This window comes from Luteibacter sahnii (genome assembly GCF_034063545.1).
Classification (GTDB): domain Bacteria; phylum Pseudomonadota; class Gammaproteobacteria; order Xanthomonadales; family Rhodanobacteraceae; genus Luteibacter; species Luteibacter sahnii.
This window is the reverse complement of the sequence record NZ_JAQLOK010000003.1, coordinates 306,827-322,685: the sequence shown is the minus strand read 5'-3', so window position 1 is coordinate 322,685 and position 15,859 is coordinate 306,827. Positions and strand designations below refer to the sequence as shown.

Genomic DNA, 15,859 nt, shown 5'->3' with positions numbered 1-15,859 from the left:
CGCAGGATAGTGCAAGCCGGGTCATCAGAAATCCGCCGAAAGGGTGAGGAAGCTCTGCCGCGGGGCGCTCGCGTGGAAGGCCAGGGAGCGACCCTGCGGGTCGGTGGCGCCGAAGGCCGTGAGATTGGTCGCGTAACGATGATCGGTGAGGTTGGTCACGTTCAGCGCCAGGGTCAACGCCTTCAACTGGCCGACCTGACCGAAGTCGTAGGCGGCGCCAAGGTCGAACGAGGTCGCGCCGGCCACGCTCTGGTCGTTGGTGTACGTGTAATAGCGCTTGCCGGTGTACTTGCCGCGCAGGCTCGCCGACCAGCGGCCATAGGTGTAGCTGATCTCGCTGGCGAACAGGCGCTTGGGCGTATCCACCGTGGTCTTGTCCTTTACCGGCACGACCTGGCCGTTGGCGATGTAGTTATCGTCATAGGTCGAGCGGTTGAACGAGGCCGAGTTGTACCACTGGAAGCCGTGGAACGGCTTCCAGATGAACGTGAATTCAGCGCCCTGGCTGCTGACCGAACCCACGTTGACGAAGGCCGTGTTGCATTCCGGGCGGGTGCCCTGCTGGATGCTCGGGCAGGGATTGAGCGACAGCAGGCGGTTGTTGAACTTCACGTCGTACAGCGCGACCGAGGCTTCGTAGCCCTGGCCGACGCTACGGAAACCGCCGTCGATCGTGCGCGACGCCTCCGGGCGCAGGTTGGCCTTGGTGCCGTCGAACGCACTCTGCGACACCAGCAGCGGCCCGCCCGCGCCGCCGCCCTGGAAGGCCGCGATGTTCTTCGCGTAGGAAAGGAAAAACTCCTGCCCCGGCGCCACCTGGAAAGCCACGCCCGCCTGCGGCAGCAACGACTTGCTGGCGTTGAGCGTGCCGTTGGCCATCGGGCTCTCCACGCCCGGCGCCTCGCGGGCGGTCATCGTGGTGTGCGGGCTCTTCACGCCCACGTCTACCGTGAGGTGGTCGTCCATGGTCTGGAAGGTGTCCTGCACATAGGCCTGTCGGGTGGTGATCACGTAGTCCTGGGCGAAGAGGCGGCGATCGGGATCCTGCAGGTAGCGGTCGTCGCTCACCGGGCCGGTGATGTAATAGAAGTTGCGCTCGACATGGTGATCGTTGTGCTCGTACCACACGCCACCTTCGAGGTGATGCGCGCCCAGGTCCCAGGCGAGCGAGGCGATGGCGCCATCGCGGTTGATCGTGTAGTTGGTGCTGCGGATCGAGATCGGCAGTTCCTGCGGCGTGCCTGGGTAGGAGCGCTGGCCCGGCGACCACCAGTGGCCCTGGCCGCCGTTCTCGTGATGATAGACCTGGGTGTGCAGCGTGGCGCCGTCGGCCACGGTGACATCGCCGGCCAGATAGTAAAGGTCGTCGCGGCGCAGCGCGCGACTCTGGTAATAGGCGTCGTCGACGTTGTCCACGCCGCCGGAGAACGCACAGCGCGGATCCTTCACGCCGCCCTTGGTGTACGTGGGCGAGCAGTAGGCGGCGGCGAGAGCGCGCTGCCAGTCCGGTGCGTAGAGGTTCCAGTCCCAGCCCAGGCCGCGCTGCAGGCCGCTCTTGGAGAGATAGGCGTAGTCCGCCTGGCTGGTGCGCGAGGTGTCGGCGAAGCCGGTGATGCGGTTGCCGTCGCCGAATTCGTACACGGCCTTGCCGTTGAACTGCTGCGTGCCGGTGCTCGACTTCGGACGTGCCCACATATCCGCGTCGGCATGCACGCCCGACAGGTACATCGAAAAGCCCTTGTAGTCGCCGGTGTCGATACGGGCGTAGGTGCGGCGGTTATGGTCGCTGCCGATGGTCTGGGCCACCTTGCCGCCGAAGGTCTTCGCCGGGTCGGAGGAGAAATACTGGATCGCGCCGCCGAGGTTGCTCGTCGATGCGGTACCGAGCGCGCCGATGCCCTCGGCCAGCTCGACCGTGGCCATGTTCTCGGCGATCAGCGCGCGGGAGATGTTCAGGCCGTTGTAGTTGCCATAGGCGTTATCGCCCAGCGGCAGGCCGTCGAGCGTGTAACCCAGGCGGGTGGTGTTGAAACCGCGCAGCGTGATGGTCTGCGACTCCTCGTTGGCGCCGAAGGCATCGTTGGATTGCACCGACACGCCGGGCATCCGGTTGAGGATCTTCTGCGGGCTGGTGCCGGGGGGTAGCACGCGTTGGTCGGCCGGCACGATGCGCTGCACCTGGCGTGTCTCGCCCTGGCCGATGACCGAGACCGCCTCAAGATCCTGCGTCTTCGGCGGCATGTCGTCGGCGTGGGCCGCGACGCTGAGCGCGGATGACAGGGCGAGGAAAAGGGCGCGACGGGGATACTTCATCGGTAACAGCCTGGACGGAAAACCATGCAGCATGCGTGGCCGATGTTGACGTTTTCTTACGAACGGATGCGATCTTCGCGGCTCAGGCGGGGCCCGTGCCGGGCCACGCCCCCGCCTTCCCACGATTGCAACATCGGCCCGTCACCATGGCCGGTTTGACGACACCCGGGGGAACTCCATGCGCCAGATCACACGCCTCGCCGCCCTGCTGTTGACCGCACTCGCCACACAGGCGAGCGCGCATCGCGTGATCGTGTTCGTCTGGGACGGCATGCGGCCGGACGCGATCAGCGAGGACGACACGCCGCACCTCGCCGCGCTGGCGAAGGGTGGCACCTTCTTCGCGGACAACCATGCGACCTATCCGACCTTCACGATGATCAACGCGTCGAGCTTCGCCACCGGCTCGTTCCCTGGCACCATCGGCTTCTATGGCAACCGCTTCTGGGTACCGGGCGCCCGCGGTCCCGATGCGAAGGGCGCGCCGAGCGACTTCGCGGCACCGGTCTATACGGAGGACTACGCCGTGCTGCGCGACCTCGATGCGCACTACGGGCACGACCTGCTGGACGCACCCACGCTGCTTGAACGGGCGCGCAAGGCGGGCCTGAAAACCGCCGTGGTGGGCAAGTCCGGGCCCGCCTTCCTGCAGGACATCCACGAAGGCGGGACGATCCTCGACGAAAACGTAGCGCTACCGCTCTCGTTCGCCACCCGCCTGGGCAAGGCCGGCTTCCGGCTGCCGGCCAACACGGTGCATGCGTACGATGCGGATCGCTTCCAGCTCGAGCCGGACAACGGCGATCCGACCGAGCCATTGCCCCTGGTGACGCTCAAGGATGGCGCCAGCGCCGACGCGTCGGACGGGGCGGGTGCGCCGCCGACCCCTTCCAACGCGTATCTCATGGACGCTTACCTGGGCTACATCCTGCCCGTCGAGAAGCCTGACATCAGTTTCGTCTGGCTGCGCAACCCCGATACCACCGAACATCTGTACGGCGTGGGTTCGCCCAATTTCCACCTCGCGCTGCGCGCGCAGGACGACCTGCTGGGTAAGCTGCAGGCGAAGCTCCAGGCCCTGGGCATGGCCGACGACACCGACCTGATCGTCGTCTCCGACCACGCGCACAGTAACGTGTCGGGCCCGCTGGACCGCTTCCCCCTTCGCACCATCGCCGAAGGCCGCGTGGGTCGCGTCGACGGCGAATGGGGGTATTCGGTATCCGGCGCCGTGCGCCTGGCCGATGACATGACCCGGGCCGGCTTCACGGCGTATGACGGCTTCGGCTGCCTCTACGCCCCGGTGATGTCGGGCATCCGTGCCGATGGCACGCCCTTGCACCCGACCCGCTTCGACGACGACGGCCGCCTGTGCGGCAAACCCGGTCCGTACACCACGCCGTCGTACAAGGTGCCGACGCCACTGCCGACGGGCGCGTTCGTGATCGCGCCCAACGGCGGCAGCGAGTACCTCTATCAACCCGACCACGACAAGGCCCGGGTGCTCGCCGCGGTGCGTTTCCTGCAATCGCGCGCGATGTTCGGCGCGATCTTCGTGGACGCGCGCTACGGGCGCCTTCCCGGCACCCTCCCCTTGGCGACGGTGCACCTGGCGAACAAGCGCTCCCCGGACATCATCGTCAGCTACGACTTCGATGCCGACGCGGTCGTGCAAGGATTCCGCGGCACGGAGTATTCCAGCATGTCCAACGAGCGCGGCATGCATGGCAGCTTCAGCCCGATCGACGTGCATAACACGCTCATCGCCAGCGGACCGGATTTCCGCGAGGGCCTGCGCAGCGCATTGCCCAGCGGCAACGTCGACCTGGCGCCGACGCTGGCAGCGGTGTTGAAGATCGACCTGGGCAAGCCCGATGGCCGGGTGCTGCGCGAAGCGTTGCGTACCCGCGACGGAACGGGCCTCAGCGTGAAAGCCGTGGATGTCGCCACCGACGCCGCGACCGGGCTCGACATGCGCGCGGCCGACGGATCGCCGACGGGGCGCTCCACCTACCGCTTCGTGCTCAAGACCAAGCAGCTCAACGACAACGGCACCACCTACACGTATTTCGACCAGGCGAAAGCCGAACGACAGTGAGGCCGGCCGCCGCGGCCGGCCACGGCATGCGCGTTTCGCGCATGCCATGCCCACTTCTGCTAGTTTCCGCCCCCGAATCTTCTTCAAGCCACGGACACCGACGATGTTCAGACCCCTCGCCCTGGCCGCGCTCTCGGCCGCCCTGCTCGCGGCCTGCGCGAACGCGCCGGCACCCGCGGCCAAGCCCACCCGGCTCGACGGCGCGACGCTCGATCTCGCGATCCTCGAGACCACCGATGTCCATTCGAACATCCTGTCCTATGACTACTACAAACAGAAGGACGACCCGTCCCTCGGCTACGAGCGCGTCGCCACGCTGATCCGCCAGGCGCGCAGGGAATTTCCCAACACCGTGCTGTTCGACAGCGGCGACACGATCCAGGGATCGGTCATCGCCGATTACCAGGCCCTGGTGAAGCCGGTGGGCTGCGATACCGAGCTGGGCATCTACAAGGCGATGGATGCGATGGGCTACGACGGCGGTACCGCCGGCAACCACGAGTTCAACTACGGCCTGCCCTTCCTCGCCCAGGTCACCGACACGGCGATGAACGTGGATGGCGTCACTGCACGCCATTGCGCGGGGCCAAGGTTTCCGCTGGTGCTTTCCAACGTCTACAGCGCACGCGACGGCCAGCCCATCTTCAAGCCGTGGACCGTGGTCACCAAGACCGTCGACGTGACGACCGCATCGGGCCAGACCATGCACACGCCCCTGCGCATCGGCATCATCGGCTTCACGCCGCCGCCGATCATGGACTGGGACAAGCGCAACCTCGATGGCAAGGTCACGGTTGACGGCGTGATGGAAGCGGCGCGCAAGTACATGCCGCAACTTGAGGCCCAGCACCCCGACATCATCGTGGCGATCCTGCATGGCGGGCTCGACACCGCGCCGTACACGCCGCAGATGGAAAACGGCGGCTGGTACCTCGCCGGGGTACCGGGCGTCGATGCGCTGCTCCTGGGTCACTCGCATACCGAGTTTCCGGGGCCTCGCTACGCGGGCATGAAGGACGTCGACGCGACGCGCGGCCTGGTGCGCGGCGTTCCTGCCGTGATGGGCGGCTTCTTCGGCAAGGACCTCGGCATCATCCACATGACCCTGCGCCGCGAAGGCGACCGCTGGGTCGTGCAGAAAGACGCCAGCCATAGCGAGGTGCGGCCCATCTGCCCGAAGAAGGGCGAGTGTGTCGCGCCCGATCCCACGATCGCGCCGCTCGTCAAGGACACGCACGAAGCCGCCATCGCCTATGTGAACACCCCGATCGGCGCCGTCGACCACGACCTGTCGAGCTACTTCGCCGACGAAGGCAACATGACGGCGATCGCGGTGGTCAACGCCGCGCAGATCGACTACGCCCGCGACGAACTGGCGCGCTCGCGTCCCGACCTGAAGAACGTGCCGATCCTGTCCGCCGCGTCGGCGTTCCGCAATGGCTTCGGCGGCCCGGACGACTTCACCGACGTACCCAAGGGCCCGCTCACCATCCGCAATGCCGCCGACCTCTACTTCTATCCGAACACGCTGTCGGCGGTGAAGATCGACGGCAAGGGCGTGAAGGCATGGCTGGAGAAATCCGCCACGCGCTTCAACCGCATCGATCCGGCGAAGGACGGTGAGCAGTCGCTCATCGGACGCATGCCGGGCTACAACTTCGACCAGTTGCAGGGCGGCATCACGTATACCATCGATGTCTCCCGCCCCGAAGGCGAGCGCATCGTCGACCTTCGCTACAAGGGCAAGCCCGTGAAGGACGACCAGCCCTTCATCGTGGTCACCAACAACTACCGCGCCAACGGCGGCGGCGACTTCCCCGGCCTGAAGGGCGACGCCGTGGTGCTCAACGCGCCGGACGGCAACCGCGAAGTGGTCATCCGCTGGGTGCAGTCGAAGAAGACGATCACGACAGCGGATCTCGACAAGCGCTCGTGGCATTTTGCCCCCGTGAAGACCAAGGGACCGGTGACCTTCGTCACCGCCCCCGGCAAGGAGGCCGTGGCGACGTCGCTCGGTTTGCCCGTGCGCCAGCTGCGTGACAACGGCGACGGCACGGCGGTCTATACGATCGACCTCTCCCGGCGCTGACGTTCCGACAGCGGGGTGCCGATCATCCGGCACCCCGCCGCCGCGGGCCACCCGCATCCGGCGCTTGACACGCCACGCGGCGCGGGCATAACGTCCAGACCATGTATCCCGACGCGCCCGCGCTGATCATCGACACGGCCATGCTCCTGGCCGGTACGCGCGCGTCCACGACCACCACCGCGACGACGACCACGACGACCACTACCCGGGTCGGAGGATCGGAGACCGCGCGCGCCTAGTTCCACGTCGCTGCCGGCCCCGACCTCCCGCAGGACGGGACCGGCGCCGAAGCGATCCAAGGCCAGCATCCCACCTGACGCGAACGACGGGCCTCTCAACCGGAGGCTTTACCGTGTTCACCGCCCAGGCATTACCCCTCTCCGCCCCGCGAGCCCTCGCGGAGCCGCTCGTCATCGACGTCGGCCTCGTCGGGCCCGGCAAGGTCGGCAGCGCGTTGCTCGGCCAGCTGCGCCAGGCGATGCCGCGGCTGCTGCGCGACTGTCGCCTGCAACTGCGCCTGCGTGCGGTCAGCGACAGTCGCCACATGTGGCTCGACTGCGACGACGACGCGCTCAATGGCCGCGTGCACGGCGCGCAGACCTGGCGCCCCGCCGCGCTGGATGACTTCGCCGCCTATGTCGGTGGACGCGGCGGGCACGTCGCCGTGATCGCCGATTGCAGCGCCAGCGATGGCGTCGCCGATCGCTATGCGGACTGGCTCGCCGCAGGCATCCACATCGTCACGCCCAACAAGCGCGCCGGCAGCGGCCCGCTCGAACGCTGGCGGCGCATCGTGGGGGCCTCCCACGCCAGCGGTGCGCGACTGCATTACGAGGGCACGGTAGGCGCCGGCCTCCCGGTGGTGCAGACGCTGCGCGACCTGCTCGACACGGGCGACGAGCTGGTGGCGATCGAAGGCATGCTCTCGGGCACGCTGGCCTGGCTGTTCAACCGTTTCGACGGCTCGCAGCCGTTCTCCACGCTGGTCCGCGAAGCCCACGCGCTGGGCTATACCGAGCCTGACCCGCGTGACGACCTGTCGGGCATGGACGTCGCCCGCAAGCTCGTGATCCTCGCCCGCGAAGCGGGCCTGCCGCTCTCGCTGGGCGACGTGGCGGTGGAAAGCCTGGTGCCCGCGGAGCTGGCCGGCGGCCCCGTCGCCGACTTCATGGAGCAGCTCGATCGCCTCGACGCGCCCATGGCGGCGCGGCTGCGCGACGGTGGCGTGCTGCGCCACGTGGCCCGGCTCGAGAACGGCCGGGCGACGGTGGGCCTGCGGGTGCTCGACCCGGCGCATGCCTTCGCCCACGCGCGCCTGAGCGACAACGTGATCCGTTTCGCCACCCGTCGATACTGCGACAATGCACTGGTCGTACAGGGGCCGGGAGCCGGTCCCGACGTCACGGCCGCGGCGGTCTTCACCGACCTGCTGCGCGTGGCCGGCGCCCTGGGAGTCAAACGATGCGCATGCTGAACCCTTCATCCCCACCCCGCGCCGATGCGGATGTCGCCGTCGCCGAGGCGTACGCCAGCGTCGGCAACGTCGGTATCGGTTTCGACATCCTCGGCCATTGCGTCGCGGGGGCCGGCGACCGTGCCGAGGTACGACGCATCGCCGAGGCCGAGGTACGCATCCGTGCCATCCACGGCGTGGTCACCGAGTTGCCGATGGCGCCGGAAGCGAACACCGCCGGCCAGGCCTTGCTCTCCCTGCACCGCGCGCTCGACCTTCCCTTCGGCTTCGAGCTCACGCTGCACAAGGGCATCGCGCTGGGCTCGGGCATGGGCGGCTCGGCCGCCTCGTGCGTGGCGGCGCTCGTGGCCGCCAATGCGCTGCTCGACGCGCCCCTGTCGCGCGAAGCGCTCTATCCGTTCGCGCTCGACGGCGAGGCGGTCGCCAGCGGCAGCCGCCATGGCGACAACCTCGGCCCGATGCTGCTCGGGGGCCTGGTGCTCGCGACGGACACGCGCCTGGTGCGCATCCCCGTACCCGCCCAGTGGCATTGCGCGCTCGTGCATCCGCACGTGGTGCTGGAAACCCGCAAGGCCCGCGCCGCCCTGGCCGGACACTACGCGTTGGGGGAGTTCGTGGCGCAGAGCGCCCACCTCGCCCTGGTACTCGCCGGCTGCTATCGCGGCGATGCCGACCTGGTGCGCGAAGGGTTGGCCGACGTGCTCGTGGAGCCCCGCCGGGCGCCGCTGATTCCCGGCTTCGCCCGGGTGAAGCAGGCCGCCCTCGACCACGGCGCGTTCGGCGCGAGCATCTCCGGCGCGGGCCCCAGCGTGTTCGGCTGGTTCGCCGATCGCGCGTCGGCCGAGGCGGCCGGCGACGCGATGCGTGCGGCCTTCGGTGAGGCGGGTCACGCTGCCGACGTGCTCGTGGCGCCCATCGACGGCCCCGCCGCACGGGTGGTGTGAGCATGCGCTTCGTCAGCACGCGCGGCGCCGCCGCCCCCGCCTCCCTGTCCGCCGCCATCGCCGCGGGACTCGCCCCCGATGGCGGTCTCTACGTGCCCGAGGCGCTGCCCCGCGTCGCCCCCCCCCCCCGCGACGGCCATCTCGCGACCACCGCGGCCCGGATGCTGGCCCCGTTCTTCGAGGGCGATGCGCTCGCCCCCGACCTCGACGCCATCTGCGCGGAGGCCTTCGCGGCGCCGGCGCCACGTCGCGCATTGCCCGTCGAGGGCGCCCACCTGCTCGAGCTGTTCCACGGACCCACGGCCGCCTTCAAGGATTTCGGCGCCCGATTCCTGGCTGCGTGCCTGGTGCGGCTGCGCCGTCACGCGGACCGGCCGCTGACTATCCTGGTCGCCACCTCGGGCGACACCGGCGCCGCCGTCGGCGCCGCTTTCCACGGCCTGCCGGGCATCCGCGTGGCGATCCTCTACCCCGACCGGCGCGTCTCGCCCCGCCAGGCCCACCAGTTGGGCAGTTTCGGCGACAACGTACGGGCGCTGCGGGTGGAAGGCAGCTTCGACGACTGCCAGCGACTGGTGAAAGGCGCCCTCGCCGACCCCGCGTTGCAGGCCGACGTTCCCCTGTCGTCGGCCAACAGCATCAGCCTCGGGCGACTGCTGCCGCAGATGGCGTACTTCGGCCACGCAGCGCTCCAGGCCGGCGAGCCGATGCATACCCTCGTGCCCACGGGCAACCTGGGCAATGCCATGGCCTGCCTGTGGGCCCGCGCCATCGGCCTGCCCATCGGCGAGGTGGTGTTCGCCTGCAATGCCAACGAGACCCTCCCGGCGTTCTTCGCGGGACAGCCTTACCGGGCTCGAGGCGCGGTGCACACCGTGGCCAATGCGATGGACGTGGGCGCGCCAAGCAATGTCGAACGCCTGTTTCATCTGTTTGGCGGCGAGGACGCCGCGCGGGCCAACGGTCGGGCCTACGGCGTGGACGATGCCCAGATCCGCGACACGATCCGCCGGCACGCGGCCAGCGACGGCGACGTGTTCTGCCCGCACACGGCCACCGCCATCCACGTCTTCGAGCGCCTGCGCCTGGACGGCGACCGCCGCGCCTGGACCATCGCCGCCACGGCGCACCCGGCCAAGTTCGACAGCGTGGTCGAGCCGCTCATCGGCCGCACCGTCGAGGTGCCACCGAGCCTGGCGGCGATGCTGGCCCGGCCGGCCGTCGCCGAGCCCCTGGAAGCGGATTCGCAGGCTTTTTCGACGTGGTTGCGCCGCTGGTGACGGGCCGTTCCGACGCGTGCATACCAGTGCACGCGATCGGCGCCACACCGCACTTGTGCGCGCATGACCAGTGCTTGGATGTCTAGCCGTCCAAACGTCCTAGGAAAAATAATTTCACCGGAAAGTGTTGACACCCACCGAACCGGTGGCATACGTTCGGTGGCATGACGCAGCGCAACAGCCACGATCGCTTTGCCACGAACCGACTCCGGCGAGTCGACGGCAAGCTGCGTCTTGGCGGCGGTCTCCTTCTTATTAACCTTGTACTCATTACCTGCGGAGGTGCGGGCTGAGGGCAAGTGTCCAGGTAAAAAGAAAGACGACCTGAAGACTCCCAAAACCCCGCACCCGGAAACGGATGCGGGGTTTTTTGTTGCCAGCCCCTCCTTACGAGCGGAGCCAGACATGAATCCAGCACACCAGAGCAGTACCGATACGACCGAGGCCGACGTAGGCCGCGTGCGTATCTTCGATACCACGTTGCGCGACGGCGAACAGGCGCCCGGCTTCTCGATGGACCGCCGCGCCAAGCTGCGCATGGCCCATGCGCTGGAGGAACTGGGCGTCGACATCATCGAGGCGGGTTTTCCGCAAGCATCGCCCGACGATTTCGCGGCGGTCGCGGAGATCGCACGGTCGTTGAAGGCACCCACCGTCGCCGCGCTGGCCCGATGTATGCCCGACGACATCGACAGTGCGGGACGGGCGCTGGAAGGCGCCAGGCATTCGCGGATACACCTGTTCCTCTCGACGTCGCCCCTGCATCGCGAACACAAGCTGGGCAAGAGCAAGCAAGAAGTGATCGACATCGCCGCAACGGCGATACGCCGGGCCAAGGCCCTGGCCCATGAAGTCGAATTCTCCGCCGAAGACGCGCTGCGCACCGAGCCGGATTACCTCGCCGAGATTTTCTCGGTGGCCGTGGAAGCCGGCGCCAGCGTCCTCAACGCGCCCGACACCGTCGGTTACGTCACCCCCTTCGAAATCACCGAGATGTTCAACTACCTGCGCAAGCACGTGCGCGGCGCCGACTCGGTGATGTTCTCCTCCCATTGCCACGATGACCTGGGCATGGCCGTGGCGAACACGCTCGCCGCCGTCACCGCGGGCGCGCGCCAGGTCGAGTGCACCATCAACGGCATCGGCGAGCGCGCCGGCAATGCCGCGCTGGAGGAAGTGGTGATGGCGCTGCACACCCGCCGCACCCTCTACAAGGTCGATACCGGCATCCAGACACGCCGGCTGTTTCCCACCTCGCGCCTGCTCGCCGAGGTCACCGGCCAGCCGGTGCCGCGCAACAAGGCCATCGTCGGCGACAACGCCTTCGCGCACGAGTCGGGCATCCACCAGCACGGCATGCTCAAGCACCGCGGCACCTACGAAATCATGACACCGCAGGACGTCGGCGCGAAGACGTCGCTCGTGCTGGGAAAGCATTCGGGTCGCCACGCGTTGCGCCAGCGCCTGGCCGAACTGGATCACGAACTCGACGACGCCGCGCTCGACGCGGTGTTCGAACGCTTCAAGGCGCTGGCCGATCGCCAGCGCTCGGTTACCAACGACGACCTCGAGGCGCTGATGGGCGCCTACGAGGACGACACGCAGGCCGCCGTCGCGGTCCAGTCCTGAAGGAGCCCCCCATGGAAGCCCCCGCCCATCTCTGGCACAACGGTCGCATCAAGGCCTGGGCCGACGCCACCGTCCACGTCGGCGCGCACGCGCTGCATTATGGCTCCTCCGTGTTCGAGGGCGTACGCGTATACGACACGCCGGACGGCCCGCGCTATTTCCGCCTGGAAGAACACACCGAGCGACTGTTCCATTCCGCGCGCGTGTACGACCTGGTGATGCCGTACGACGCCGCCACCATCAATCGCGCGTGCCGCGAGGTGATCCGCGCCAACCAGTTGCCCTCGGCGTACGTGCGGCCGATCGTGTTCCGCAGCGGTTTCACCTTCAGCCTCGCACCGTCGCTGGACACCCCGGTCGACGTCGCCATCATCGCGCTGCCGTGGAACGCCTACCACGGTGCCGACGCGATCGAGAAAGGCGTCGACGTCTGCGTGTCGTCGTGGAATCGCGCGGCGCCCAACACCTACCCCAGCGGCGCGAAGGCCGGCGGCAACTACCTCAACAGCCAGCTCATCGCGCGTGAGGCGGTCAACGCCGGTTACGCCGAGGGCATCGCACTGGGGACCGATGGACTGCTCAGCGAAGGCGCGGGCGAAAACCTCTTCGTGGTGCGCAAGGGCACGATCTACACGCCCCCCGCCGCATCCGCCATCCTCTGCGGCATCACCCGCGACACGGTGCTGACGCTGGCCCGCGAACGCGGTTACGACGTGGTGGAACAACCGCTGCCGCGCGAGATGCTGTATTTCGCCGACGAGGTGTTCATGACCGGCACCGCGGCGGAAGTCACCGCCGTGCGCTCGGTCGATCGCAAGCCCGTCGGCACGGGCCATCCGGGCCCGGTCACCCGTCAGCTGCAGGCCGATTTCTTCGGCTTGTTCGACGGCCGCACCGACGACCGCTGGGGCTGGCTGACGCCCGTGGACGACGTCGCCGCCGGGAGGGCCGCCGCATGACGCCGCGTACCCTGCTCGACAAGCTGTGGGATGCCCACCAGGTGAGCGCCGAGACCGAGAGCACGCCGGGCGTGCTCTACATCGACCTGCACCTCGTGCACGAAGTCACCTCGCCGCAGGCGTTCGACGAGCTTCGTTCGCGCGGCCTGAAAGTGCGCCGCCCGGACCGCACGCTGGCCACGCTGGATCACTCCACCCCGACGCTCCCGCCCGATGCCGACGGCCGTCGTCCCTACTACACGAAGGAAGCCGAAACGCAGGTCGCCACGCTCGAAGCCAACGTACGCGAGTTCGGCATCGACCTGATGGGCTGGGACAGCCCCCAGCGCGGTATCGTGCACGTCGCGGGGCCGGAAGTCGGCGCCACGCAGCCGGGTATGACCATCGTCTGCGGCGACAGCCACACCGCCACGCACGGGGCGTTCGGCTCGCTGGCCTTCGGCATCGGCACCACCGAAGTCGGGCATGTGCTCGCCACCCAGTGCCTGCTGCAGCGCAAGCCGAAATCGCTCGCCATCCACGTCGACGGCCGCCTGCAGCCCGGCGTTACCGCGAAGGACCTGATCCTGCACATCATCGGCACGATCGGCATCGGCGGGGGCACGGGCCACGTCATCGAATACACCGGCGAAGCGATTCGCGCGCTGTCGATGGAAGAGCGCATGACGGTCTGCAACATGTCCATCGAAGCGGGCGCGCGCGCCGGCCTCATCGCGCCCGACGACACCACGTTCGCCTGGCTCGAGGGCCGCGAACGAGTGCCTAAGGGCGACGCGTGGGAGCGCGCCGTCGCCGCATGGCGCACGCTGCCGAGCGACGAGGGCGCCCGTTACGACCGCGAGGTGCGCGTCGATGCATCCACCATCCAGCCGTCGGTCACCTACGGCACGCACCCGGGCATGGTCGTGCCCATTCACGCGCCCGTCCCGGCCGCTGCCGATGCGATCGAACAGCGCGCGCTCGACTACATGAAGGTGAGCGCGGGCAAGCCGATCGCGGGCGAGTCCGTGGATGTCGTCTTCGTCGGCAGCTGCACGAACGGCCGTCTCTCCGACCTGCGCGAGGCCGCCGGCATCCTGCGCGGCCGCCGCGTGGCCGAGGGGGTCCGCATGCTGGTGGTGCCGGGTTCCGAACAGGTACGCCGCGACGCCGAGCGCGAAGGCCTGCACGAGGTGTTCCGCGCCGCCGGCGCCGAATGGCGCGAGCCGGGCTGCTCGATGTGCATCGCCATGAACGGCGACCTGGCCCAGCCGGGGCAGCTCGTCGTCGCCACCAGCAACCGCAACTTCGAAGGTCGCCAGGGCAAAGGCGCGCGCACCGTGCTCGCCAGTCCGCTGGTCGCCGCCGCCTCCGCAGTGGCGGGCCGCGTGACCGATCCCCGCGAGTACATGAACCAGGAAGCCGCCGCATGAGCACGAATTCTCCGCTGACCTACGTGCACTCGCGCACGGCAGTGCTGCGCGACGAAAACATCGACACCGACCGGATCATTCCCGCGCGGTTCCTTACCACCACCCAACGCACGGGCCTGGGCCGGCACTGCTTCGAAGACTGGCGCTACGCGGCCGACGGCAGCGACAACCCCGCCTTCGCGCTCAACCAGCCGTCGGCGCGCGGCTGCGCGATCCTCGTCGCCGGGCGCAACTTCGGTTGCGGCTCCTCGCGGGAGCACGCGCCATGGGCACTGCTCGACTACGGCATCCAGGCGGTGATCTCCAACGAGATCGCCGACATCTTCCGCGGCAACGCCCTGAAGAACGGGCTACTCGCGATCGTGCTCAGCGACGCCGAGCATCGGTGGCTGCTGGACAACCCGGGCGTGGAACTGCGCATCGACATCGCCGACAGCACGATCCGCCTGCCGGACGGCGGGTCGATCCGTTTCGAGCTCGACGCGTTCGCCCGGCACTGCCTGCTCAACGGCGTGGACCAGATGGGTTTCCTCCTGCAGCAGGACGCCGACATCGCCGCCTATGAACATCGCATGGAGAACGCCGCATGAAGGCCCATATCGTCGTCTTGCCGGGTGACGGCATCGGTCCGGAAGTCGCCTCGTCCGGCGTGGCGGTGCTGCGCCAGGTGGCTCAGCGTTTCGGTCATGCGTTCGCGTTCGACGAGCATGCCATCGGCGGCGACGCGATCGACCGCTTCGGCGATCCGTTGCCACCCGCCACGCGCGAGGCGCTGCTCGCCTGCGACGCGGTGCTGCTGGGTGCGGTCGGCGGCCCGAAGTGGTCCGACCCCTCGGCCAGCGTACGTCCCGAGCAAGGCCTGCTTGCGATGCGCAAGCTGCTGGGCGTGTTCGCCAACGTCCGCCCCCTGAAGCTCCATCCGCGCACCGCCGCGCTGTCGCCGCTGAAGCCCGAGCGCACCAAGGACGTCGACCTGGTCTTCGTGCGCGAGCTGACCGGCGGCATCTACTTCGGCGCCAAGACGCGCGACGCCGACGGCGCGACCGACGAATGCCGGTATAGCGTGGCCGAAGTGGAGCGCGTGGTGCGTCACGCCTTCGACCTGGCCCGGTCGCGCAAGCGCAAGCTCACGTCGGTGGACAAGGCCAACGTGCTGGAGACCTCGCGCCTGTGGCGCTCGGTCGCGACGCGCGTGGCGGCGGACTACCCCGACGTCGAACTGGAACACCAGCTCGTCGATTCGATGGCGATGCACCTGCTCACCCGCCCCGCCGATTACGACGTGATCGTCACCGAAAACATGTTCGGCGACATCCTCACCGACGAAGCCTCCGTGCTCGCCGGTTCGCTGGGCCTGTCGCCGTCGGCGTCGGTCGGCGGTCCGGGCGCGGGTATCTACGAACCGATCCACGGTTCGGCGCCGGACATCGCCGGCCAGTCGCTGGCCAATCCGCTGGGCACGATCCTGTCGGTGGCGATGCTGCTGCGTCATTCGCTCGGCCTCGAGGCCGAGGCCGAGGCCGTGGAAGCCGCCGTCGGCCACGTGCTGACCCACGGCAACCTGACCCGCGACCTGGGCGGCACGGCGACCACGCACGCCGTCACCCGCGCGGTGATCGACGCCCTGCAAACCGAAACGGAGGCCGCATGAGCAGCCGCAA

10 protein-coding genes and 1 pseudogene are annotated in these 15,859 nt (G+C 68.5%); 10 read left to right on the top strand and 1 reads right to left on the bottom strand.

All coding sequences use genetic code 11. From position 1 onward, the window contains the following. Nucleotides 1-24: 24 nt before the first annotated feature. Entirely contained in the window at nt 25-2,313 is a 2,289-nt protein-coding gene (locus PI246_RS11715; protein WP_320551476.1) for a TonB-dependent receptor, read from the bottom strand. Between the two features lie 178 nt (nt 2,314-2,491). On the opposite strand from PI246_RS11715, the gene PI246_RS11710 reads away from it, so the two are divergent. From PI246_RS11710 to leuB, 10 genes and pseudogenes are all read left to right on the top strand, one after another. Next, nucleotides 2,492-4,411, top strand: a complete 1,920-nt coding sequence (locus PI246_RS11710) for an alkaline phosphatase family protein (RefSeq protein ID WP_320551475.1) — start codon at nt 2,492-2,494, stop codon at nt 4,409-4,411. 103 nt (nt 4,412-4,514) lie between these two features. Next, nucleotides 4,515-6,500, top strand: coding sequence for a bifunctional 2',3'-cyclic-nucleotide 2'-phosphodiesterase/3'-nucleotidase (locus PI246_RS11705; protein ID WP_320551474.1), 1,986 nt, complete (start codon nt 4,515-4,517; stop codon nt 6,498-6,500). A gap of 352 nt (nt 6,501-6,852) precedes the next feature. Further along, nucleotides 6,853-7,974: a homoserine dehydrogenase family protein gene (locus tag PI246_RS11700; RefSeq protein WP_320551473.1), complete on the top strand. Its 1,122-nt coding sequence runs from the start codon at nt 6,853-6,855 to the stop codon at nt 7,972-7,974. Continuing rightward, nucleotides 7,962-8,918, top strand: coding sequence for a homoserine kinase (locus PI246_RS11695; RefSeq protein WP_320551472.1), 957 nt, complete (start codon nt 7,962-7,964; stop codon nt 8,916-8,918). Before PI246_RS11700 ends, PI246_RS11695 begins: the two co-directional genes overlap by 13 nt. A 2-nt stretch (nt 8,919-8,920) precedes the next feature. After that, a complete protein-coding gene (gene thrC / locus PI246_RS11690) occupies nt 8,921-10,198 on the top strand; it encodes a threonine synthase (protein WP_320551471.1) in 1,278 nt (425 codons plus the stop codon). Nucleotides 10,199-10,603: 405 nt separating this feature from the next. Next, nucleotides 10,604-11,797 (top strand): annotated as a pseudogene (locus PI246_RS11685) (2-isopropylmalate synthase); the annotation flags it as partial. Nucleotides 11,798-11,838: 41 nt separating this feature from the next. After that, nucleotides 11,839-12,786, top strand: coding sequence for a branched-chain amino acid transaminase (locus PI246_RS11680; protein ID WP_320551469.1), 948 nt, complete (start codon nt 11,839-11,841; stop codon nt 12,784-12,786). Further along, on the top strand, nt 12,783-14,198 hold the full coding sequence (gene leuC / locus PI246_RS11675; RefSeq protein ID WP_320551468.1) for a 3-isopropylmalate dehydratase large subunit: 1,416 nt from the start codon (nt 12,783-12,785) through the stop codon (nt 14,196-14,198). The genes PI246_RS11680 and leuC overlap by 4 nt, the downstream gene beginning before the upstream one ends. Then, the gene (leuD, locus tag PI246_RS11670) at nt 14,195-14,788 is read left to right on the top strand and encodes a 3-isopropylmalate dehydratase small subunit (RefSeq protein ID WP_320551467.1); all 594 of its coding nucleotides are present in this window, start codon (nt 14,195-14,197) and stop codon (nt 14,786-14,788) included. The genes leuC and leuD overlap by 4 nt, the downstream gene beginning before the upstream one ends. Further along, nucleotides 14,785-15,849, top strand: coding sequence for a 3-isopropylmalate dehydrogenase (gene leuB / locus PI246_RS11665; protein ID WP_320551466.1), 1,065 nt, complete (start codon nt 14,785-14,787; stop codon nt 15,847-15,849). The genes leuD and leuB overlap by 4 nt, the downstream gene beginning before the upstream one ends. Nucleotides 15,850-15,859: the final 10 nt, after the last annotated feature.